The 21595-nt window shown below is 61.1% G+C and carries 26 protein-coding genes; 11 read left to right on the top strand and 15 right to left on the bottom strand.

The annotated features are described in order from the left end of the window. Nucleotides 1–161: 161 nt before the first annotated feature. Nucleotides 162–2585, top strand: a complete 2424-nt coding sequence (plsB, locus tag AB5Y85_RS14345) for a glycerol-3-phosphate 1-O-acyltransferase PlsB (protein ID WP_103251815.1) — start codon at nucleotides 162–164, stop codon at nucleotides 2583–2585. Between the two features lie 69 nt (nucleotides 2586–2654). On the opposite strand, the gene ubiA is transcribed toward plsB, so the two are convergent. Both ubiA and AB5Y85_RS14335 read right to left on the bottom strand, forming a co-directional pair. Then, a complete protein-coding gene (ubiA, locus tag AB5Y85_RS14340) occupies nucleotides 2655–3524 on the bottom strand; it encodes a 4-hydroxybenzoate octaprenyltransferase (RefSeq protein ID WP_005339536.1) in 870 nt (289 codons plus the stop codon). Then, a complete protein-coding gene (locus AB5Y85_RS14335) occupies nucleotides 3521–4057 on the bottom strand; it encodes a chorismate lyase (RefSeq protein ID WP_058059072.1) in 537 nt (178 codons plus the stop codon). The genes ubiA and AB5Y85_RS14335 overlap by 4 nt, the downstream gene beginning before the upstream one ends. Nucleotides 4058–4202: 145 nt before the next feature. On the opposite strand from AB5Y85_RS14335, the gene AB5Y85_RS14330 reads away from it, so the two are divergent. Together AB5Y85_RS14330 and AB5Y85_RS14325 are read left to right on the top strand one after the other, a co-directional pair. Further along, the gene (locus AB5Y85_RS14330; RefSeq protein ID WP_005339527.1) at nucleotides 4203–4637 is read left to right on the top strand and encodes a flagellar basal body-associated protein FliL; all 435 of its coding nucleotides are present in this window, start codon (nucleotides 4203–4205) and stop codon (nucleotides 4635–4637) included. A gap of 112 nt (nucleotides 4638–4749) precedes the next feature. Next, nucleotides 4750–4914 carry a hypothetical protein gene (locus AB5Y85_RS14325; RefSeq protein ID WP_005339525.1) on the top strand — a complete coding sequence of 55 codons (165 nt, stop codon included), beginning with the start codon at nucleotides 4750–4752 and terminating at the stop codon, nucleotides 4912–4914. Between the two features lie 20 nt (nucleotides 4915–4934). Here AB5Y85_RS14325 and AB5Y85_RS14320 read toward each other — a convergent pair whose 3' ends face one another. From AB5Y85_RS14320 to AB5Y85_RS14305, 4 genes are all read right to left on the bottom strand, one after another. Continuing rightward, complete coding sequence (locus AB5Y85_RS14320; protein WP_042054791.1) at nucleotides 4935–5267, bottom strand: DUF2799 domain-containing protein; 333 nt, start codon at nucleotides 5265–5267, stop codon at nucleotides 4935–4937. Nucleotides 5268–5404: 137 nt separating this feature from the next. Continuing rightward, nucleotides 5405–5530 (bottom strand): hypothetical protein, encoded by a 126-nt coding sequence (locus AB5Y85_RS14315; RefSeq protein WP_005339521.1) that lies wholly within the window; start codon nucleotides 5528–5530, stop codon nucleotides 5405–5407. A gap of 74 nt (nucleotides 5531–5604) precedes the next feature. Beyond that, nucleotides 5605–6585 carry an MDR family oxidoreductase gene (locus tag AB5Y85_RS14310; RefSeq protein WP_257687723.1) on the bottom strand — a complete coding sequence of 327 codons (981 nt, stop codon included), beginning with the start codon at nucleotides 6583–6585 and terminating at the stop codon, nucleotides 5605–5607. Between the two features lie 32 nt (nucleotides 6586–6617). Continuing rightward, the gene (locus tag AB5Y85_RS14305) at nucleotides 6618–7640 is read right to left on the bottom strand and encodes a LacI family DNA-binding transcriptional regulator (protein ID WP_201993658.1); all 1023 of its coding nucleotides are present in this window, start codon (nucleotides 7638–7640) and stop codon (nucleotides 6618–6620) included. A gap of 251 nt (nucleotides 7641–7891) precedes the next feature. Between AB5Y85_RS14305 and AB5Y85_RS14300 the strand changes: the two genes are divergently transcribed. The 3 genes from AB5Y85_RS14300 to AB5Y85_RS14290 are packed head-to-tail and all read left to right on the top strand — an operon-like array spanning nucleotide 7892 to nucleotide 9969. Continuing rightward, nucleotides 7892–8335 carry a PTS sugar transporter subunit IIA gene (locus AB5Y85_RS14300; protein WP_257687724.1) on the top strand — a complete coding sequence of 148 codons (444 nt, stop codon included), beginning with the start codon at nucleotides 7892–7894 and terminating at the stop codon, nucleotides 8333–8335. Nucleotides 8336–8370: 35 nt separating this feature from the next. Continuing rightward, the gene (locus AB5Y85_RS14295) at nucleotides 8371–8658 is read left to right on the top strand and encodes a PTS sugar transporter subunit IIB (RefSeq protein ID WP_257687725.1); all 288 of its coding nucleotides are present in this window, start codon (nucleotides 8371–8373) and stop codon (nucleotides 8656–8658) included. Nucleotides 8659–8709: 51 nt separating this feature from the next. After that, nucleotides 8710–9969: a PTS ascorbate transporter subunit IIC gene (locus AB5Y85_RS14290; RefSeq protein WP_005357405.1), complete on the top strand. Its 1260-nt coding sequence runs from the start codon at nucleotides 8710–8712 to the stop codon at nucleotides 9967–9969. Between the two features lie 98 nt (nucleotides 9970–10067). Here AB5Y85_RS14290 and waaA read toward each other — a convergent pair whose 3' ends face one another. Together waaA and waaF are read right to left on the bottom strand one after the other, a co-directional pair. Continuing rightward, nucleotides 10068–11333, bottom strand: coding sequence for a lipid IV(A) 3-deoxy-D-manno-octulosonic acid transferase (gene waaA / locus AB5Y85_RS14285; protein ID WP_257687726.1), 1266 nt, complete (start codon nucleotides 11331–11333; stop codon nucleotides 10068–10070). A 1-nt stretch (nucleotide 11334) separates the two neighbouring features. After that, on the bottom strand, nucleotides 11335–12369 hold the full coding sequence (gene waaF / locus AB5Y85_RS14280; RefSeq protein ID WP_139406842.1) for a lipopolysaccharide heptosyltransferase II: 1035 nt from the start codon (nucleotides 12367–12369) through the stop codon (nucleotides 11335–11337). A 276-nt stretch (nucleotides 12370–12645) separates the two neighbouring features. Here waaF and AB5Y85_RS14275 point away from each other — a divergent pair, with 276 nt between their 5' ends. Continuing rightward, the gene (locus tag AB5Y85_RS14275) at nucleotides 12646–13422 is read left to right on the top strand and encodes a glycosyltransferase family 2 protein (protein ID WP_005339515.1); all 777 of its coding nucleotides are present in this window, start codon (nucleotides 12646–12648) and stop codon (nucleotides 13420–13422) included. Nucleotides 13423–13473: 51 nt separating this feature from the next. Here AB5Y85_RS14275 and AB5Y85_RS14270 read toward each other — a convergent pair whose 3' ends face one another. Beyond that, a complete protein-coding gene (locus AB5Y85_RS14270) occupies nucleotides 13474–14511 on the bottom strand; it encodes a glycosyltransferase family 9 protein (protein ID WP_236290192.1) in 1038 nt (345 codons plus the stop codon). Between the two features lie 134 nt (nucleotides 14512–14645). On the opposite strand from AB5Y85_RS14270, the gene coaD reads away from it, so the two are divergent. Beyond that, nucleotides 14646–15128: a pantetheine-phosphate adenylyltransferase gene (gene coaD, locus AB5Y85_RS14265; RefSeq protein ID WP_040069411.1), complete on the top strand. Its 483-nt coding sequence runs from the start codon at nucleotides 14646–14648 to the stop codon at nucleotides 15126–15128. Between the two features lie 106 nt (nucleotides 15129–15234). On the opposite strand, the gene AB5Y85_RS14260 is transcribed toward coaD, so the two are convergent. The 6 genes from AB5Y85_RS14260 to radC form a co-directional block, all read right to left on the bottom strand. Next, a complete protein-coding gene (locus AB5Y85_RS14260) occupies nucleotides 15235–16170 on the bottom strand; it encodes a VirK/YbjX family protein (RefSeq protein WP_368221618.1) in 936 nt (311 codons plus the stop codon). 114 nt (nucleotides 16171–16284) lie between these two features. Next, on the bottom strand, nucleotides 16285–17097 hold the full coding sequence (gene mutM, locus AB5Y85_RS14255; protein ID WP_368221616.1) for a bifunctional DNA-formamidopyrimidine glycosylase/DNA-(apurinic or apyrimidinic site) lyase: 813 nt from the start codon (nucleotides 17095–17097) through the stop codon (nucleotides 16285–16287). 24 nt (nucleotides 17098–17121) lie between these two features. Next, the gene (locus AB5Y85_RS14250) at nucleotides 17122–17577 is read right to left on the bottom strand and encodes a hypothetical protein (protein WP_139438964.1); all 456 of its coding nucleotides are present in this window, start codon (nucleotides 17575–17577) and stop codon (nucleotides 17122–17124) included. A 93-nt stretch (nucleotides 17578–17670) separates the two neighbouring features. Then, nucleotides 17671–17838 (bottom strand): 50S ribosomal protein L33, encoded by a 168-nt coding sequence (gene rpmG, locus AB5Y85_RS14245; RefSeq protein ID WP_005307500.1) that lies wholly within the window; start codon nucleotides 17836–17838, stop codon nucleotides 17671–17673. Between the two features lie 11 nt (nucleotides 17839–17849). After that, entirely contained in the window at nucleotides 17850–18086 is a 237-nt protein-coding gene (gene rpmB, locus AB5Y85_RS14240) for a 50S ribosomal protein L28 (protein WP_005307492.1), read from the bottom strand. Between the two features lie 136 nt (nucleotides 18087–18222). Then, complete coding sequence (radC, locus tag AB5Y85_RS14235; RefSeq protein WP_047434157.1) at nucleotides 18223–18897, bottom strand: DNA repair protein RadC; 675 nt, start codon at nucleotides 18895–18897, stop codon at nucleotides 18223–18225. A gap of 147 nt (nucleotides 18898–19044) precedes the next feature. Here radC and coaBC point away from each other — a divergent pair, with 147 nt between their 5' ends. From coaBC to slmA, 3 genes are all read left to right on the top strand, one after another. Next, a complete protein-coding gene (gene coaBC, locus AB5Y85_RS14230; protein WP_368221614.1) occupies nucleotides 19045–20247 on the top strand; it encodes a bifunctional phosphopantothenoylcysteine decarboxylase/phosphopantothenate--cysteine ligase CoaBC in 1203 nt (400 codons plus the stop codon). A gap of 81 nt (nucleotides 20248–20328) precedes the next feature. Next, on the top strand, nucleotides 20329–20787 hold the full coding sequence (gene dut / locus AB5Y85_RS14225; RefSeq protein WP_005339498.1) for a dUTP diphosphatase: 459 nt from the start codon (nucleotides 20329–20331) through the stop codon (nucleotides 20785–20787). Nucleotides 20788–20856: 69 nt separating this feature from the next. Beyond that, the gene (gene slmA, locus AB5Y85_RS14220; protein WP_005339495.1) at nucleotides 20857–21453 is read left to right on the top strand and encodes a nucleoid occlusion factor SlmA; all 597 of its coding nucleotides are present in this window, start codon (nucleotides 20857–20859) and stop codon (nucleotides 21451–21453) included. Nucleotides 21454–21595: the final 142 nt, after the last annotated feature.

Here is a 21595-nt window from a genome sequence, read left to right as displayed (position 1 = left end):
ACAGTGCAGTGGCCAAGGCAAGGCGCAGCTGACATTTGTCGCAACCAACCCCTCATTTACTACTGTTTTGATCCTGCGCAGCCGACTCATCGTACCTCTCGGCGACAAGGGGCTGTCGATTTGCTATGCTCACGCCGCATTTTTTTGGAGAGCAGACGCACATGTCCCTAGGACAGAAGATTTCCAGAGCCATCTTGCAATGGCCGGTCAGCGGCTTGGTCAATCACAAGAGCCTGCCGGAAAATCCCATCACAGAACTCAATCTGGATCCGGCCAGACCCATCGTCTATGCCCTGAAAACCAGTTCGATCACCGACCTGATGACCCTGCAGCAGTGCTGCGAGGATCTCGGTCTGCCCGGTCCCTTCACGCCGCTGGAACTGAACGGCCAGCTGCTGCCGCGCTATGTCTGTCTGGATCGTCCGCCTCCCCTGTTTGGCAAACGCAGCAAACCGCTCCCCTTCCTGCAGGAGTTCCACCAGCTGCTGGATCTGCACAAGCAGGATCCCGCGCTGGATATCCAGGTAGTGCCCGTCACCCTGTTCTGGGGCCGCGCTCCGGGTCGGGAAGGCGAGGAGGCCTCCGGCCTCAACATCATCAGCAGCCTGGCGCCGAACCGGCTGAAGAAGGCGCTTATCGTGATCCTCAAGGGTCGCGAGAATCTGGTGCGCTTCTCGCCGCCGCTCTCCCTGCGCTACATGGCCGACAAGCACGGCACCGACGAGGCGATCGCCCACAAGCTGGCGCGAGTGGCCCGTACCCACTTCAGCCGTCAGCAGCTGGCTGCCACCGGCCCGAAACTGCCGAACCGCAACCTGCTGTTCAAGCAGCTGCTCGACTCCGCGGTGATCCAGCAGGCGATTGAAGAGGAGGCCCAGCGCGAGGGGATCAGCCTCGAGAAGGCGCAAAAGCGTGCCCATGGCTACATGGACGAGATCGCCTCCAACTTCTCCTACCGGCTGATCCGCCTGGGCGAGAGCTTCCTCGGCTGGCTGTGGAACAAGCTCTACCGCGGTTTGTCGGTCAATGGCGCCGAGAAGGTACGCCAGTTGGCGCAGGAAGGGCACGAGATCGTCTACGTTCCCTGCCACCGCAGCCACATGGACTACCTGCTGCTCTCCTACGTCATCTACCACCAGGGGATGGTGCCGCCCCATATCGCGGCAGGCATCAACCTCAACTTCTGGCCGGCGGGCCCCATCTTCCGCCACGGCGGCGCCTTCTTCATTCGCCGCACCTTCAAGGGCAACCCGCTCTACAGCACGGTATTCCGGGAATACCTCAACCTGCTGTTTGCCAAGGGTTACTCGGTAGAGTTCTTCACCGAAGGTGGTCGCTCCCGTACCGGCCGTCTGCTACCGCCCAAGACCGGCATGCTGGCGATGACCCTGCAGGCAATGATGCGCGGGCTGGACAGGCCGGTCACTCTGGTGCCGGTCTATCTGGGCTACGAGCACGTGATGGAGGTGAACACCTACCACAACGAGCTCAAGGGGAGTCGCAAGGAGAAGGAGAGCTTCCTGCAGGTGCTCGGCATCCTGCGCAAGCTGCGCAACTACGGCCGTGGTTTCGTCAACTTCGGCGAGCCGCTGACCCTCAACAGCTACCTGAGCGAACACATCCCCGACTGGAAAAAGCACATCGGGGAAGAGGAGCGTCCGGAGTGGATGGCGGGCACCGTCAACAATCTGGCCGAACTGCTGATGACCCGCATCAACGGCGCTGCCGCGGTCAACGGCCTGACCCTGAGTGCGCTGGCGCTGCTGGCCGCCGAGCGCCACGCCCTGACCCGCGACGAATTGCAGGCCCAGCTCAACACCTATCTGGATCTGCTCAAAGCGGTGCCTTACAGCCCGCAGAGCACCATTCCGGATGAGGATGCCAAGACCCTGCTGGATCAGGCGATGGAGCTCAACAAGTTCGAGGTGAGCGAGGACAAGCTGGGTCAGATCATCAGTCTCGACCGCTATCAGGCGATCCTGCTGACCTACTACCGCAACAACATCCTCCACCTGTTTGCCATGCCTTCTCTGGTGGCGGCACTAATCGAACGCTGCGAGGGGATCTCCCGCAGCGAGATCATGGCTCGTTGCATCGACATCTATCCGCTGCTCAAGACCGAGCTGTTCCTGCGTTATGAAGAGGAGGAGCTACCGGCGCTGGTTGACAGCCTGCTCGACGCGCTGCAGACCCAGCAACTGATCGAGACCCGCGATGACGGCTACTGGGTCAATCCGGCCAACCAGATGCGCCTGCTGCTGCTGGCGGAGAGTATTCAGGAGACCCTGCAACGCTACGCCATCGTGCTGACCCGGGTGCTGGCCCAGCCTCATATCGAGGCGGAGCAGCTGGAGGCGGACGGCCTGATGATGGCAGAGCGCCTCGGCACCCTGCACGGCATCAACGCCCCCGAGTTCTTCGACCAGAAGCTGTTCAGCACCCTGATCCACACCTTGCGCAAAGAGGGTTACCTCTCCCCAGAGTGCAAGCCGGACCTCGGCCGCTTCCAGGCGCTGGCCGACAATATAGTGCCGCTGCTGAGCAACAAGATCCGCCGCACCATTCAGGCAGGCAATCAGCTCTGATCTGCAACGCAAACAAAGAAGGCCGCATGATGCGGCCTTCTTTTTTATCGGAGTCTGCGCGGGAACATGTCACGCCAGCAGGTAGTCGAGCACCAGACCGGCAAACACCAGCGCCCCTACATAGTTGTTGTTCAGAAACGCCTGGAAGCAGGCTTCTCGCTGCCGCTCGCGAATGAGCCGCTGCTGATAGACAAACAGCACCGCCGCTCCCAGCAATCCCCAGTAATACCAGCCCCCCAGCGTCATCAGTTGCCCGACCGCCAGCAACAGCAGCAGCGTCGAGAGTTGCAGTGCGCCGATGATCCGCTTGTCGTAACGGCCAAACAGGATGGCGCTGGATTTGAGGCCGATCTTGAGGTCGTCATCCCGATCCACCATGGCGTACTGGGTGTCGTAAGCCACGGTCCAGAGCAGGTTGGCGAAGAAGAGCAGCCAGGCCACCAGCGGCAGGGCATCCGCCTGCGCCGCATAGGCCATCGGGATCGACCAGGAGAAGGCCATCCCGAGCACCAGCTGGGGGTTAGAGATAAAGCGCTTCATGAAGGGGTAGCTCACCGCCAGCAGCAGGGCGACAAACGACAGACCGATGGTGAGCGGATTCATGGTCAGCACCAGACCAAACGAGATAAGCGCCAGCACGAAGAAGAGCGCCAACACCTCCCACGGCTTGACCCTACCCGTAGGCAAGGGGCGACCAGCGGTGCGTTTGACGTGGCCATCGAAGTTGCGATCCGCATAATCGTTGATGACGCACCCTGCCGAGCGCATCAGAAAGACCCCGACCACAAACACGGTCAGCACCCAGAGATTGGGTAGGCCACCAGCGGCCAGCCAGAGCGCCCACAGGGTTGGCCACAGCAGCAGCAGAGTACCTATGGGTTTGTCGACGCGGGCCAACTGCATGTAGGCAAGTCCCCGCTCCTTGGTTAACAGATTCACTCCAGCTCCTTGTCACAGACGAGAGAGGGCAGAAACAGCTCGTGCACCAGCAGTGGCCACTGCCCCAGAAACAGACGGGAACGACGCCCCCAGACAGTGGCGGCCGGGCAACGGGGATTGGCGGTAATATCGAAACGGGCCAGTTGCAGATGATCGCGGCGGGCAGGCTCATGGCCAAATACCCGCTCACCCAGCGGCTGATCGCCAAGCTCGGCAATGCCGCTCCCTTGCAGTGCGTCATCGGCAAACAGGGTCCAGCCCAGCACGGCGGGCCCACGATCCCCGTGCAGGATCACCTCGCGGCAGGTACCGGCCGGCGAGGCCGAATCCACCAGCCACTGCTCATCGGCAGTAAGGGCGACCGGGTGATTGCCCAGCCACTCCACCGAAAAATGGCGATTGTGCTGACGCAGCCGCCGGGTCATGGAGCCGGGCTCCAGCAGCCAGGGGCGCAAGCTGGCGGGCAATTCGCAACATTCAGGGGCCAGCCACCCGCTTAACGGCGTGAGGGGAACAGTCAACTCGGACTTCACAGCTTCACCATCCAGAGATTTCCGTGTTCAGGTTAAAATCCGGTTTATTATCCGTAAATCAATAGCGAAATGTAAGAACATCCGTGCTTGACGGCCCCGATGGCAACATCAAAAATGGGTTATCTCTTGCTGATGAGCCATCTATATGAAGATCTTCAAAATTCTGCTGGTGTTGTTACTGAGCTGTGGCGCCCTGCAGCAGCAAGCTCTGGCTGAAGATGAGCCGCCCGCCGAGGGCGCAGAGGGGGCTGCCAAGCCCGGTTTCTCCTACCACGCGCTCGATCCCGACATCATCACCAACTACCTGAGTGATAGCAAAACCCTCGGTTATATCCGGGTCACGGTGGAGCTGATGGCGGAAAACGAAGCCGACCTCAAGCTGCTGGAGCAGCATGACCCGCTGATCCGCGATGCCATCATCCGTCTGATTGGCAGCAAAAATGCCGATCAAGTGAAGTCCCTGACCAACCGAGAAGAGCTGCGCAAGGAGTGCGAGACAACCGTCAACGAACTGCTGGTGAAAGAGACCGGCAAGAAAGCGGTGCGCGAGCTTATCTTCACCAAGTTCCTCTACCAGTAATCCCTCCCGAAACAATCGCTTATTGGCATATCGGCCAATAAGCGAGCTTTGCCGGTTTATTCGAAATGAAAATCGATTACAATACGGCCGTCAAGTCGTAGAGGTAGTCGTTATGGGCAGCAAAACCCTGTGTGAATGGCGCCGTCACGAGATCCCCACCGATCTCAAGGCGCTGAGAAAAATCGTGCGCAAACCCAAGTTTGTCTGCAGCAAGTGCGCCCGCAGTGCCAATGATAAGGGTTACCTCTGCCAGCCGCTGCGTTTGAAAGAGGAGTAACGCCCCTCCCTGTCAGGGCGTTATTGATCGGTCCACCCCTGACGCCCCTGTTCGAACAATCTGCGCGCCTGGGTATCATTCGGGCAGACACCGCGATACTCCTCGCCTGAGCGGCCAGCCAGATAGAGGTGCTCGGGGCGGCAATACCATGCCAATCCCTTCTGATGTCCCTGCTTCCACAGTTCAGGATCCACCTTCTTGCCACATTGCCCCTGATGGAACTCAATCCGCTCGGTGGTGAAGCCCAGCTTGCCATCCGCCTCCCCCACCTCACTCCATACCTTCTCGCAGGGATCATCGTTGGAGACACAGCCACCCAGCAGGGCAGCCAACAATATGATGGAGAGTCGCATAGTCATCCTTGAGCGTCATTTGGGCAGTTCATTCTACCCAGCGCCCCGCCCCTGACCAAGGACGAACACTCAGCCATGTGAGCGCGGCAAAAAAATCAGGCGGGCCCAAAGCCCGCCTGTTCGTTCAATGCCGTGGTTCACTGGTCATCGAAAGTGTCATCATCCTGCCAGCTTTCATCTTCCCACTGATCCAGCTCTTCTTCCCAGGAATCCGGCTCCCAATCATCATCAGAGGAGTCGTAATCCGGCTTGTGTCCACCCATCTTCACTCTCCTTGGATAGTTCACCCGCACTCCAATTTTATCCGGAATTGTCGGGCTCGCCAGTCAGAGAGAGTTCAAAGTTTGACCAGAGTCCGGCCGGCGATCTGGCCTTGCGTGATGGCCTCGGCGGCCTCCACTACCTGCTCCAACCCAATCTCGGTGACCGCCTGAGCGAAGAAGCTGGCAGGAAGATCCCGTGCCAGTCGCTGCCACGCCAGTTGACGACGTTCAAACGGGCACATCACCGAATCGACCCCCTGCAACCGCACATTGCGCAGGATAAAGGGCATCACACTGGTCGGCAGATCGAAACCGCCCGCCAGCCCGCAGGCCGCCACGGCGCCGCCATAGTTCATCTGAGCCAGCAGCTTGGCCAGCACCTGACTGCCGACGGTATCGATGGCGCCAGCCCACAGCTGCTTCTCCAGCGGTTTGGCGGGCACCAGCAGCTCGCTACGCGGCACGATGCGGCTGGCACCCAGTGCGGTCAGCAGGGCGCCCTGCTCTTCCGGACGACCGGTCAGCGCCGCCACCTGATAGCCAAGGGCCGCCAGCAGGGCAACCGAGGTGGAGCCCACGCCGCCAGCCGCGCCGGTGACCAGCACCTCGCCGCTTTCGGGAGTAATGCCCGCCTCTTCCAGTGCCAGCACGCAGAGCATGGCGGTGAGACCGGCGGTACCGATGCACATGGCCTGCCGTTCATCCAGCCCGGCGGGCAACGGCACCAGCCAGTCCCCCTTGACCCGCGCCTGTTCGGCCATGCCGCCCCAGTGCCCTTCGCCCACACCCCAACCGGTCAGCACCACCTTGTCGCCGGGCTGATAGCGGCTGTCGGCAGACTCAAGCACGGTGCCGGCGAAGTCGATGCCGGGCACCAGCGGCCACTGACGCACTATCTTGCCCTTGCCGGTAATGGCCAGCCCGTCCTTGTAGTTGATGGAGCTGTAAGCGACCGCCACCCTCACCTCACCTTCCGGCAACTGGCTCTCGGCTAGCCGGGTCAGAGTCGGAACAGTCTTGCCGTCTTGGTTTTCCAGTAACAGAGCCTTGAACATAGTTGCCTCTTTGATGACATGTGAAACGGGGATCAGCTGCTTTGACGCTTTTGCAGTTGAAAATCGAGAGCCAGCGCGGTGCCCATCACGGGCTCCCCGGCCAGTTGGCGCAGGATCAGCTCGGCGGCCTCCTGCCCCATTTTTCGATAGGGGATCCTGACCGAAGTAAGGGTCGGATAACAGGCGCGCGCCACATCCAGATCGTCAAATCCGGCGATGGCGAGTTTGCCCGGCACATTCAAATGGCGGCGCTGGCACTCGAACAGCACGCCAGCCGCCAGTTCGTCGTTGACGCAGATCAACGCGTCCAGCTCGGGCCAGCGCAGCAGAAATTCACCCAGCATGGTGGCACCGGTGCTGAAGCTGGGCCGCTCCGAGGTGTTGATGATGGCATCGGGGGAGAGGTAGTTGTCGAGCAGCGCCTTCTGCCAGCCCTGCATCCGCTGTTGCAACATCCACTGCTCCTGACGGGCGCAGAGAAAACCGATATTGCGGTAGCCCCGCTCGATAAGGTGGCGAGTCAGCTGATAACCGGCATCGAAGTTGGAGACTCCCACATTCATGTCGATGGGGCTGCGGGCCATGGCGCCCACTTCCACCACCGGCAGGCGGGAGGCTTTCAGGCGGGTACGGATCGTCTCACCGGGATCGCCACCAAACAGCACCACCGCCGCCGGATTGTGCTGCAAAAAGCTGGTCAGCAGGCGCTCTTCCTGCTGCTTCAGATGCTGGGCATCCCCCAGCATGATCTGGTAACCCTCGTCGAGCAGGGTCTGTTGCAGGCCAGCGATCATCTCGCCACAGCCCGCTTCCGCCAGACTCGGGACGATCACTACGATGGTCTGGGAAGTCGCAGAGGCCAACGCCCCGGCGGCCCGATTGGGGATATAGCCGAGCTCTTCCACCGCAGCTTCGATGCGCTCGCGCATCCTGTCGGAGACCATCTCCGGCGTGCGCAGGGCACGGGAGACCGTCATGGCCCCCACACCGGCCAGCTGGGCCACATCGTTGAGGGTCACCCGACCCGTGCTACGGCGCTTCTTTGCTTCTGACATCCATCCCATCCTCGACTTGCGGCTGCTCACTTTAAGGCAAAAGAGCGCCACTGACCATTTGCTCAGGGCCGATTCTACCCTCTTTCCCGGATCACGGGGGCAAGATGACTCCCGTTAATGGGTGAAGTGATAGCGCTATCACAGTTTGATGTTAGCGCTATCTGATAGCGCTAACTTTCGCGATCACCCTCACAGTTTCACCACCGCAAGATCGATAGATTGGCGCCATCTTAACTAGCCGGATCACCACCATGCTGACTCAACTGCTGACCGAGGATGTCATCCGCATCGAACCCGCAGCCCGCGACTGGCGCCACGCCATCGAACTGGCCACGGCGCCCCTGCTGGCCAATGGCACCATCGAGCCCTCCTACGTGGCAGCACTGTTTCGCTCTCATGACGAGCTCGGCCCCTACTACGTGCTGGGCCCCGGTCTGGCGATGCCCCACGCTCGTCCCGAGGACGGAGTCAACCGGCTGGGTTTGGGTCTGACCGTCATCAAGCAGGGGGTCAACTTCGACTCCGAGGGTAACGACCCGATCCAGCTGCTGATCACCCTAGCCGCCAGCGACAGCAACTCCCACGTGGAGACCATCGCCCAGCTGGCCGAGCTGTTTATGAATGAAGAGGACGTGGCGGCCATTATCGCGGCCGACACCAAAGACGACATTCTGCGCATTCTGGCGCGCTACTGATCTGCGCCACGGCGCACCTGACAGAGGAAGAGACAATGAAAATTCTGGTTGTATGCGGTCACGGTCTGGGCACCAGCCTGATGATGGAGATGAGCATCAAGAGCATCCTGAAAGAGCTGGCAGTCACCGCCGAGGTGGATCACCGCGATCTGGCCTCCGCCGGTAGTGAAAGCGCCGAGATCTTTGTCGCCACCCGCGACATCGCCGAGCAGTTACAGAGCATGGGCGTCAACGGCCGTCTGGTGGCCCTCGACAACATGGTCGACAAGGCCGCGATGAAAGAGAAGCTCGCCATCGCCCTGCGCGAACTGGGCGCCCTCTAAGGATCCTCCATGCGGCCTGCGGGCCGCATCTTCCATTGCCAGGAGCTGACCATGGAATTTTTCAACTTTCTGATGTTTGACGTGCTGTCCGAGCCCGCTGTGCTGGTCGGCCTGATCGCGCTTATCGGCCTGATTGCCCAGAAGAAACCGGTGACCGAGTGCATCAAGGGCACGGTCAAGACCATCATGGGTTTCGTCATTCTGGGGGCCGGTGCTACCCTGGTGATCAACTCGCTGGGTGACTTTGCCGTCATCTTCCAGCACGCCTTCGGCATCAAGGGGGTCGTCCCCAACAACGAGGCCATCGTCTCCATCGCCCAGACCTCGTTTGGCAAGGAGATGGCGATGATCATGTTCTTCGCCATGCTGGTGAACATCCTGATCGCCCGTCTGACCCCGTGGAAATTCATCTTCCTGACCGGTCACCACACCCTGTTCATGTCGATGATGGTGGCGGTGATCCTCTCTGCCGGCGGTATGAGCGGCGTGCCGCTGATCGCGGTGGGCAGTCTGGTGGTCGGTGTCGCCATGGTCTTCTTCCCGGCCATCGCCCACCCCTTCATGAAGCAGATCACCGGCTCCGATGACGTGGCGCTGGGCCACTTCTCCACCTGCTCCTACGTGCTCTCCGCCCTGATCGGCGCCAAGTTCGGCAACAAGGCCCACAGCTGCGAAGATGTGCAGGTACCCAAGAGCTTGCTGTTCCTGCGCGATACCCCAGTGGCCATCTCCTTCACCATGGGCATCATCTTCCTGGTGACCTCCGCCTTCGCTGGCCCCGAGTTTGTCTCCAGCGTCGCCAAGGGCAAGCACTGGTTCATGTTCTCCCTGATGCAGTCCATCACCTTCGCCGCCGGTGTCTACGTCATCCTGCAAGGTGTGCGGATGGTCATCGCCGAGATCGTTCCGGCCTTCAAGGGGATCTCCGACAAGCTGGTGCCGAACGCCAAGCCGGCACTCGACTGCCCCATCGTCTTCCCCTATGCCCCCAACGCCGTGCTGATCGGCTTCCTGTCGAGCTTTGCCGCCGGTCTGGTGGGGATGGCGCTGCTCTACGCCATGGGCCTGACAGTCATCATCCCGGGCGTGGTACCGCACTTCTTCGTCGGCGCCGCTGCCGGGGTCTTCGGCAACGCCACTGGTGGTCGTCGCGGCGCCATCCTGGGCTCCTTCGCCAACGGCCTGCTGCTGCTCACCATTCTGCCGGTGTTCCTGCTGCCGGTGCTGGGCGACCTCGGCTTCGCCAACACCACCTTCAGCGACTCCGACTTCGGTGTGGTCGGCATCCTGCTGGGGCTGATCGTTCGCTAATCCCGGCCACTGCCAAAAACAAAACGGAGCGCATCGCGCTCCGTTTTTTTATGGCCGGCCATCGATGATGGATGGCGGGCTGTATGAAAGACTGAAACTCAGTCGTCTTCCAGCGCAGCGAGGCAGTGAGAGAGGGTGCGCGCCAGCGCTCCCTGATTGCGCAGCACCACGGCGCGGGCCTGCTCGCCCATCTCGCGGCGGGTGCTCTCGTCGGCAAACAGCTGGCTCACCCGCTCGCCCAGCTCGGCGGCATCGGCCACGATGGCGGCGCCACCCTGAGCCACCAGCTGGCGGGTGATATCGCTGAAGTTGAAGTAGGCAGGGCCGGTCAGGCAAGGCTTGCCGAGGGCTGCCGGCTCCAGCAGGTTGTGACCGCCGATCTTCACCAGACTACCGCCAACAAAGGCCACATCGGCCGCCGCCAGCATCAGCGGCAGCTCGCCCATGGTATCGCCGAGATAGACCTTATCCTCCGCACTCACCGCAGCACCATCAGTGCGCCGCACGCAGCCGTAAGGGGCACACTGCTCGGCCACCCGGTCGAACCGCTCGGGGTGGCGTGGCACCAGAATGAGCAGCACGTCGGGATGGCGTTTGAGCAGCAGATCGAAGGCGGCCAGCACCTGCTCATCCTCACCCTGATGGGTACTGGCGGCGATCCAGACCGGCCGATCCGCCCCCAGCTGCTGGCGCAGGGCACGACCTTTGGCCTGCACCTCGTCACCAAACTGGATGTCGAACTTGATGGAGCCGGTCACCGCCAGCCGCGAACGATCGATGCCGAGGCGGGCGAAGCGGTCGGCATCATCCTGATGCTGGCAGAGCAGATGGGTCAGCGGCCGGCTCAGGGCGTCGAAAGCACCGTGGAAGCGGGCATAACGCTGGCAGGATCGCTCGGAGAGGCGGGCATTGATGATGGTCACCGGCAGGTGGCGCGCCTCGCAGGCGGCCAGCCAGTTCGGCCATAACTCGGTCTCCATCACCCAGAGCGCGCGCGGCTTGAAGGTGTCGAGAAAGGCGGCAATGGCCCAGGGGTAGTCGAGCGGCGCGTAGCGATGGATCACCAGATCCCCCAGCTTGGCAGCCTGATCGGCGCCGGTGCGGGTGGTGGTGGTGAGCAGGATCGGCAGATCGGGCCGCTCCGCCTTGAGAGCGCGAATGAGCGGCGTGATGGCCAGCGTCTCCCCCACGCTCACCGCATGGATCCAGAGCGGCGCATCCTGTCCGGTGGCGGGCAGCCGCCCGAGATGCTCGGCCCAGCGCTTGCCAAAGCCGGGCTTGCCTTTCTTCGGCTTGTAGAGGGCCAGCAGTGCCAGCGGCAATCCCAGATGGATCAGCAGGTTGTAGAGCAAACGGTAGGGCATCTTACTGACTCTGCTCCAGCTTCTTGCAGGCATCGACCACCTGCTCCGGCGCAAGGTCGATCAGGCACTTGAGATGGCCGAACTTGCAGGTGCGCTTGAAGCAGGGGCGACACTCGATGTCGGTGTGAACGATCTCGACCCGATCCGCCAGCGGCGGGGTGTAGAGCGGCGAGGTGGAGCCATAGACGCCCACCAGCGGCCGGTTGAGGGCGGCGGCGATGTGCATCAGGCCGGAGTCGTTGGAGATAACCCGGCTGGCCAGCGCCATCAGATCGATCGCCTCGTGCAGGCTGGTCTTGCCCGCCAGCACGTGGCAGTTGGGGCGAGTCAGCAGGTTGACCCGATCCCGGATGGTATTGGCTACCGGCACATCCTTGTTGGAGCCGAAGATCCACACCTGCCACCCTTCGTCCAGATGCTGCTGGGCCACCACGGCGTAGTGCCCCTCCGGCCAGCGCTTGGCCGGGCCAAACTCGGCACCGGGGCAGAGCACCAGCACCGGGCGGGCGCGATCCAGCCCCAGTCGCTCCAGCGCCTTGCTCTGGTTGACCAGATCGACGTGGAGAGAGGGATGCGGAATGGTCGGAATATCGGCCCGGCTCTTCATCTGCGCCTTGGGATAGGCGAGCGCCAGATAGCCCTCCACCATCAGCGGGAAGGCGGACTTGTTGCTGCGCAGGTCGTTGAGCAGACCGTAGCGGCTCTCGCCCTTCCAGCCGGTACGCACCGGAATGCGGGCAAACCAGGGGATCAGCGCCGACTTCATGGAGTTGGGCTGGACGATGGCCTGATCGTACTTCTCGGCTGCCAGCTGCTTGCCGAGGCGGCGGCGCGCCACCAGCTTGAAGTCACCGTGGCCAAGGGGCATGGTGATCGCCTTGTCCACCTCCGGCATCCGCTCCAGCAGGGCACAGCACCAGGCGGGGGCCATCACGTGCAGCTCGCACTCCGGATGGTTGGCCTTGATCGCCTTGTAGAGACTCTGGGACATCACCATGTCGCCGACCCAGGAGGGGCCGATCACCAATATTTTCATCACGCGTCTTCTCTCGGGACTGGCCCGGCAGTTAATCATCACTGGGCGAGATTATGCCCCAAGAATGACTGGATAAATAACAGAAGATCCTTGGCAATCCCCCCTGCCGTCTCATTTTTCCACAGGTCTTCTGAAGAGATGCAACGCCAGCCGAGCAGGCAAACAGCTGATAGAAACGGGCAATGGCGGCTCTCTCTTTGACCCGTTTTTCCGTTAGAATGGCCCATCAATACGCATTCGACCCGCCAGCCGGGCAATAACCGTGAGCCCCATTTCGTGAAAAAACCGACTCTGGCTGCCGTTCTGATCGTCAAGAATGAAGCCGACAACCTGCGCAAGTGCCTCGCCTCCCTCGACGGACTGGTGGACGAGATCGTCATTCTGGACTCCGGCAGTCAGGACGAGACCCCGGCCATTGCCGCCGAGTTTGGCGCCCGCTTCTTCGTCAACGCCAAGTGGCCGGGTTTTGGCAAACAGCGCCGACTGGCCCAATCCCACGTGCAATCCGACTGGGTACTGTGGCTGGATGCCGACGAGCGGCTCACCCCCGAGCTGAAAACCGCCATCGCCAACGTGATGGCCAATCCGGCCAGCGATACCATCTACTCGATCCCGCGCCTCTCCTGGGTGTTTGGCCGCTTTATCCGCCACAGTGGCTGGTATCCGGATCGGGTGCTGCGCCTCTATCCCAAGGCACTCACCAGCTACAACGAGGCGCTGGTGCACGAGAAGGTTGAAGTGCGGGCCAACATGAAGATCGTCAATATTCATGGCGACCTGCTCCACTTCACCTATCGGGATCTGGAGCACTATCTGGTCAAATCCGCCGGTTATGCCCGCGCCTGGGCCGATCAGCGCACCGCCCGCGGCAAGAAGGGCTCTCTCAGTCAGGGGCTGATTCACGCGGTCGGCTGCTTCCTCAAGATGTACCTGCTCAAAGCGGGCTTCCTCGACGGCAAGCAGGGGCTGCTGCTGGCGATCCTCTCCGCCCACTCCACCTTCGTCAAATACGCCGACCTCTGGGTGCGCCAGCAACCGCAGCAGCCGGAATAACCGTCATACGAAACAGGGCCCCGCGGGGCCCTGTTTGCATTGCTGCATACGTTATTTGCGCCAGAAAGGCGCCGCCCAGCGGGCCATCACCGGCACCATGGTCTTGGGATCGAGCTGGCTCATATCCTCAGGATGGTCGCTATCCTCAGGCGGGCTGAAGGCAAGGTGACGCCCTTCGCTGTTGAGGGGCTTCCAGCGCAGCGGGGTAGCGGAGCGGCGCATCGGGAAGAAGCCGATGGTCGGCACATCGAGCGCGCCGGCGATATGGAGCGGGCCAGTACTGCCTGCAACGAACAGGGCGGCGTTAGCCAGCACCTGACAGAACATCGGCAGACCGTCGCTGGAGCGGTAGATCCAGCCGTTGCCCCCGTGGGCCAGCAGCTCGGCCGCCAGCTGTTCGGCCATCTTCTCCTCGCCCGGGCCTGCGGTGAGCACGCACTGCAGCTCGGGGCAGGCCTGATTGAGCTTGATGATGATGCGGGCATACTGCTCGATGGAGAGGTTGTTGGCCGAACCGCCGCTACCGGCATGCACCATCAGCCAGGGGCGGCTGGCATCGAGCTTGAGCTTGAGTGCCAACTGCTCGCGCACCTGTAGCAGGGTCTCGTCATCGAACTGCAGGAAGGGGGTATTGGGCTCCACCACGGCCACCTGCTGATCGGCCAGGAAGCGGCGGATCAGCTCCAGGTTGTACTCGGACTCCGGTTTCTGGGAGCGGGAGCGACGCTGCACCAGTCGCTGGTTGTAGAGCACCTGCGCCAGCTTGGTCGCCGGGGCCAGCCGGTAAGGGATATGTGCCTTCCACACCAGCATGGCGTTGCGGGAGTTGGAGAAGAGGCAGATGGACGCGTCGAACGCCACCGCCTTGATCCGCGCCAGCAGTGCCCGCTGTTGCTCCTTGTCGGCCCGCACGCCCGGATCGATGATCACCTCGTCAATCCAGGGGCAGAGCCGTGCCAGCGGCGCCGTGTAGGCCGGAACCAGGGCAGTCACATGACACTCCATGGAGCCTTTGAGCATGGCGAAGCTAGGCCACGCCAGCATGAAGTCACCAATCTTGTCATTGCGAACGACCAGAATACGTTTCATAAAAAATCCCTTTGCTCCCTGTCACCAATGCAAGGAGGCTTGATGCGCGATGGCGTATTCTTGCCTGATGCACTGCTATTCTCAAGCGACGACCTTATAATGCGACCAAATTTCCAGGTTGCAGGACCGCAAAGATGACTACCAGGGTAATTTATCCCGGGACTTTTGATCCCGTTACCAATGGCCACGCCGATCTCATCGGCCGGGCCGCCAAGCTGTTTGACGAGGTGGTGGTCGGGGTCGCCAACAGCCCGAGCAAGCGCCCGCTGTTCGATCTGGCAGAACGTGTCCAGCTTGTCCAGCAAGTGACCAGCACGCTTCCCAACGTCAAGGTGGTGGGCTTCTCCGGCCTGCTGGTCGATTTTGCCAAAGAGCATCAGGCCAACGTGCTGATCCGCGGCCTGCGCGCCGTCTCCGACTTCGAGTACGAGTTCCAGCTGGCCAATATGAACCGCCGCCTGATGCCGGAGCTGGAAAGCGTCTTCCTCACCCCGGCAGAGGAGAACTCCTTTATCTCCTCCACTCTGGTGAAAGAGGTGGCGCTGCACGGTGGCGACATCCGCCAGTTTGTCGATCCCGTGGTGGCCCAAGCCATCGCCGCCAAACAGAAAGGGTGATCCCTTTCTACACTCGCCATTCCCGACGGCAACAACGAACAAGGGCTACCCACGGGTAGCCCTTGTTGTATCTCTCTTGCTATAGAGAGGTCAGCCTGCTTGCCGGTTACTGACGGGCAAACCGCTCATTCATCTCCTGCACCAGCAGATCGAGCCACTCGTAGCGGCGCCGATACATAGCCCGCTTCTTGGAGGCGATCTCCTCCAGCGGCTTGCGCGGCTGGGCTTGCAGAGCGACGAAGTTGGCATCCACATCCCGGGCGTCGAATTCCTGCCACAGCTCGTCGTAATCGGCCTGCAGGTTGGCTTTCTGCTTGCTGCTGTAGCGCTTGGCCTGAAACACGTGGGCCCGCTTGCGCACCGCCAGCACCTCTGCCGCCCCCATGGCCTGCGCCAGTTGCAGCACCAGCTGCACCAGCAGGGATTTGGGCCGCAGGCCGTGCCCCTCTTTGGTCAGCTCGCGCACCCGCTCCTGGGCATTGTCGACTGCAGGCTCCGGCCCCTGCATGGAGCCGATCATCAGAATCAAACGATCCGCACTGCCCGCCAGCGAAAAGGCGCAGCTGTAGAGGCGCTGCCCCTCGCCGTTGACGATGGAGAGCGCCAGCTCGGCCTCGCGGCGGAAGGTGCCATCGTGGCGCAGCAGAATGCGGCAGCCGCTCTGTGGATAGTGCCCCAGCGCGATCCCCTCGCCCAGATAGAGGGGGTCGATCAGCTGCGGGTAGCACTCCAGCAGCAACCGATAGTGATTTTCCAGCATCTCGGCCCGCTCACGGGCGCTGGCACAGGCGAAGCGATAGGGTCGCATCGGCTTGTCGAGCAGCTCGGGATAGACAGCTGGCAGCGCCTTGAGCGAGTCGCACTGAAACAGGCTGAAGACCCGCCTCAGCGACTTGCGATAGAGCAGGCTGCGCAGCACGAACTTGCCGCGATTGAAGGTTTTCCGGTCACATCCCTCGGGATAGAGGAAGCGGGCCATGGATTTTGCGCAATAGCGCTCCTGCCGGGATAAATATTCCCAGTCTATTGATTTAACTGTCATTTTTATATTCTCAAACCGCCTGAACGGTCGGGATACTAGTGACAGCTGTGCAAATCTTCAACAGAGTGGAAATACGCTGTTACAACTTCCCCCGGATCGGGGCAAAAAGTGCGCTCAGAGCTGGCAATGACTGCAAAAAACCGTGGTGCGCTGGCCCATTCTTGTCTCGGTCAGCAGGGTGTGACAGTGGAAACAGGGCTGACCGCCACGGCCATAAACCTGCAACTGCTGCACGAAATAGCCCGGCTTGCCATCGGCACTGGTGAAATCCTTGAGAGTGGTTCCGCCCTGGCGAATTGCCTCGGCCAACACCCGCTTGATCTCGGCCACCAGGGTTCGCAGCCGCTCGGCGCTGATATTGCCCGCCGCCCGTTTGGGGTGAATGCCGGCGGCATAGAGCGCCTCGTTTGCGTAGATGTTGCCCACCCCGACCACCACCTGATTGTCCATCAGGAACTGTTTGATGGCGGTGCTGCGTCCCTTGGCGCGCTCACGCAGGTAATCAGCACTGAAGGCATCGGTGAGCGGCTCGGGCCCCAGCTTGGCGAGCAGCGCATGGGCTTCGGCCGGTTCCCGGGTCCAAAGCAGGGCGCCAAAGCGGCGCGGATCGTTGAGCCGCAGCAGCTTGCCATTCTCCAGCTCGATATCCACGTGGTCGTGCTTCTCGGCTGGCGTGCCGATATCCAGCACCCGCAGGCTGCCGGACATCCCCAGATGAAGGATGGCGGTGCCGAAATCGGTCTCCAGCAGCAGGTATTTGGCGCGGCGACGCACCCGATGGATGGTGAGGTCCACCAGCTCCTGAATCTCACCGGGGATCGGCCAGCGCAGGCGGCCATCCCGCACCACCACGCGCGTCACCTTGATACCGGTGAGCCAGGGTGAGATCCCCTGACGACTGACTTCAACTTCTGGCAATTCAGGCATGGGCACCTCGCAAGGAAAAGGAACTCAGGGGGCAGGACGCAGCAGATCGCGATACTGCTCGGCAGTGAGGGCGAGCCAGAGACCGGAGGGCAGCTGAGCGCCATATTGGCCGCTGTTCTGATAGAGGCCGATCTCGACCGGATCGCTCTGGCCGGCAATCCACACCTTGATGGTCACCGGGGTACCGCGCACCACCTCGCCGGGGGGCAGCAACCAGCTCTGCCAGCGCGCCAGACGGGCATCCAGCTGCGCCGTGTCGAGCCCCAGATCCGGCATGCTGCGCCAGCCCTGACCAATCCGCTCAATCTGCCAGCTCGGTCCCTGCCAGGTGAGCACCACAGACGCATCCGGCAGCAAGGGGCGAGCCCGCTTGGCGCTGTTCTCCTGCTGGGCAGTCTCCATACGATGCAACAGGGTGATCACGATCAGCACCACCACAATGATCACGTTATTCCAGCCTTTGCGGCTCAATTTGAACATGGCAAGCCTCCCTTTGAACCGGCAGTGTACTGAATTCGGCGCATAAAAAAACCCGGCACGAAGCCGGGTTTTTGGGAATGCAGCATCAAGTAATTACTTGATTTTGCCTTCCTTGTAGATCACATGCTGACGAACAACGGGATCAAACTTTTTGATCTCCATTTTTTCGGGCATGGTGCGCTTGTTTTTGGTAGTGGTATAGAAGTGACCAGTACCGGCGCTGGAGTTCAGGCGAATTTTCTCGCGAATACCTTTAGCCATGATCTAATTCCTTATACCTTAACACCGCTGGCGCGCAGTTCAGCCAGAACCACTTCAACGCCACGCTTGTCGATGATACGCATGCCTTTTGCGGATACGCGCAGGCTTACGAAGCGTTTTTCACTCTCAACCCAGAAACGGTGAGTGTGCAGGTTCGGCAGGAAACGACGCTTGGTGGCGTTGTTAGCGTGCGAACGGTTGTTACCAACTGCCGGGCGCTTGCCGGTTACTTGGCATACTCTAGACATGTCAGTCTCTCCAAATCTTACTTCATTGCTCGAGCAAATATCTGCCCCGCTGGCCTTCGATTGCGGGGCAAACAGAAGGCGGCATTTTATACAGCATCCGTGATCAAAGATCAACTAATACGGTGCCAGAGCACAGTTATAGCCAACCGCGCTCGGCAAAAGAAACCGTGATGCCATCACCGATCACCAAGTGATCCAGCACTCTGATATCGATCAGGGCCAAAGCGGCCGTGATCCGATCCGTGATCTGGCGGTCGGCCCTACTGGGCTCGGCGACGCCGGACGGGTGATTATGCGCCAGAATCACAGCGGCTGCATTATGTTTGAGCGCGATCTGCACGATTTCTCTTGGCCAGACGCTTGCCGAATCGATGGTGCCGAAAAAAAGCTCAACAAATTGAATGACTCTGTGCTGATTATCGAGCAGCAGCAGGGCAAACACCTCGCGGGGCCGATCCCGCAGCTGGGCCTGCAGATAGTCCCGGGTCAGCTGGGGCGAGGTGAGGGCATCGCCCCGTTGCAGCTGCTCGGCCAGATGGCGTCTGGCCATCTCCAGCACCGCCTGCAACTGGGCATATTTGGCCGGGCCAAGGCCGTGCGCCTCGCAGAATGCCCGCTGATCCGCGCCCAGCAAGCTGCGCAAAGAGCCGAATTGATTCAATAGATTACGTGAAAGATCCACTGCACTCAGGCCATTCACGCCAGTGCGCAAAAAGATGGCGAGCAGCTCGGCATCGGAGAGCACAGCAGGCCCCTGACGCAGCAACTTCTCTCTGGGGCGTTCATCTTCCGGCCACTCTTTGATGCTCATTTGTCTCTCCCTCATCCCTGTTGAGAAAAAACATAGCAAAAAATTGCGCGCGCCCGACCACACCCCTTGATGCCAACCCCTGTCGTCATCCATTGCGTGTGGTATCTTAGCCGACCAGTCAGAATGAGCCGGATAGAGAAACAGCAGATGAGATTGGCCGATAAACGCATCCTGTTGGGTGTCAGTGGCGGGATCGCCGCCTACAAGAGTGCCGAGCTGGTACGCCGCCTGAAAGATCAGGGCGCCGAAGTGCGGGTGGTAATGACCCGCTCCGCCAAGGAGTTCATCACCCCGCTGACCCTGCAGGCGGTCTCCGGTCATCCGGTGGCCTACAGCCTGCTGGATCCCTCTGCCGAGGCGGGCATGGGTCATATCGAGCTGGCCAAGTGGGCCGATCTGGTACTGATCGCCCCCGCCAGCGCCAACCTGATGGCGCGGATGGCTGCAGGCATGGCCGACGAACTGCTGACCACCCTCTGTCTGGCCACTCCGGCGCCCATCGCGCTGGCACCTGCCATGAACCAGCAGATGTATCTCAACGCGGCCACACAGGCCAATCTCAAGACCCTGGCCAGCCGCGGCATTCTGCTGTGGGGGCCGGATGCCGGCAGCCAGGCCTGTGGCGATGTGGGCCCGGGCCGGATGCTGGATCCTCTCGAACTGGTGGAGCGCTGCTGCCAGCAACTGGTCGCCGAGCCCTTGCTGGCAGGCGTCAAGCTGCTGCTCACCGCAGGTCCAACCCGCGAGGCGCTGGATCCGGTGCGCTACATCAGCAACCACAGCTCCGGCAAGATGGGTTACGCCATCGCTCGCGCTGCCCGTGAAGCGGGCGCCGAGGTGACGCTGGTGAGCGGCCCGGTAACGCTGGCTACACCAGCTGGCGTCACCCGCATCGATGTGGAGAGCGCCGAGCAGATGCATCAGGCGGTGATGAGCCGGGTCGGCGAGTGCGACCTCTTCATCGGCTGCGCGGCGGTGGCCGACTATCGCCCCGAGCAGGCCGCCAGTCAGAAGATCAAGAAGACCGGCGACAACGACCAGATGGTGGTGAAGCTGGTGAAAAATCCCGACATTATCGCGTCCGTCGGTGCCCTTTCAGACAAACCCTTCACCGTCGGATTTGCCGCCGAAACCGTGGATGTGGAACAATACGCCCTCGACAAGTTGCAGCGTAAGCGGCTGGACATGATCGCCGCCAACGATGTGTCCCGCGAGGGGCAAGGCTTCAACGCCGATGACAACGCCCTGACCGTGTTCTGGCAAGGGGGCCAGGCCCCGCTGCCGCTGGCCGACAAGCTGACGCTGGCCCGTCACCTGATCGCCCTGATTGCGCGCCACTACCGGCACTAAGCGTCCCGAAAGAACAAGACTCACGGCGCCCCGCCTTGCCAAGAGGGGCGCCAATACAAGATCCAACTGAAAAAGCGATTCATGACTACACAAATTGAACTGAAGATTCTGGATGCCCGTATCGGTACCGAGTACCCGCTGCCCGCCTACGCCACTCCCGGCTCTGCCGGCATGGATCTGCGCGCACTGCTGGATGCGCCGCTGACTCTGGCTCCGGGTGATACCACTCTGGTGCCGACCGGTCTGGCCATTCACATCCAGGATCCGGGTCTGTGTGCCACCATTCTGCCCCGCTCTGGTCTCGGCCATAAGCACGGCATCGTGCTGGGCAACCTGGTCGGTCTGATCGATTCCGATTACCAGGGTCAGCTGATGGTCTCGGTCTGGAACCGCGGCAAGGATGAGTTCACCATGCAACCCGGCGAGCGCATCGCCCAGCTGGTGATCATGCCGGTAGTTCAGGCCAGCTTCCAACTGGTCGATGAGTTCAATCAGAGCGAACGGGGTGAAGGCGGTTTTGGTTCTTCTGGTCGCCAATAACAGACCACACCAGCCCGATGGGCGGTGCTTAATAATAGAATCAAGCCATTGCTTTTTTTAGGGGAATCCATGGCAAGCAGTAATCAGAAACAGAGTCGGCGCGATCAGATCCTGCAGGCGCTCGCCCATATGCTGGAAACCAGTCCGGGTCAGCGCATCACCACGGCCCGTCTGGCGGCCGAGGTCGGCGTCTCTGAAGCAGCCCTCTATCGACATTTTCCCAGCAAGGCGCGGATGTTCGAGGGGCTGATCGACTTTATCGAGGATTCCCTGCTGTCACGGGTCAATCTGATCATGGCGGAAGAGAAGGACACCATGGCGCGCTGTCACCATATCCTGCAGCTGCTGCTGGTGTTCGCCGAGCGCAATCCCGGCATCACCCGCATCCTCAATGGCGACGCCTTGCTGGGTGAGCACGATCGGCTGCGGGATCGCATCAGCATCCTGTTCGACAAGCTGGAGACCCAGATCAAGCAGGTGCTGCGCGAAAAGCGGCTACGCGAAGGTCAGGGCTTCCAGCTCGACGAGACTATGCTGGCCAATCTGCTGCTGGCCTACACCGAAGGCCGCATCAGCCAGTTCGTGCGCTCCGAGTTCAAGCTCAAGCCGACCGCCGGTTTCGAAGATCAGTGGCAATTTATCCGCAGCCAGCTGCTGCAGAGCTGATGGTTTTTTCGCATCATTCAGCAAAAAGAAGGGAGGCTTTGGCCTCCCTTCTTTTTGGCTCTGTCCCAATTACGTGTTGAAAGGCTAATCTTGAAGTAGGCCATCACCTTGAGGTCTACCATCATGGATACCCCAGCCTTTC

The sequence above is a fragment of the Aeromonas sp. R3-1 genome, from assembly GCF_040908345.1.
GTDB lineage: Bacteria > Pseudomonadota > Gammaproteobacteria > Enterobacterales > Aeromonadaceae > Aeromonas > Aeromonas veronii.
Note: the sequence above shows the minus strand (reverse complement) of the source record. Positions and strands in the feature narration are given on the sequence as shown.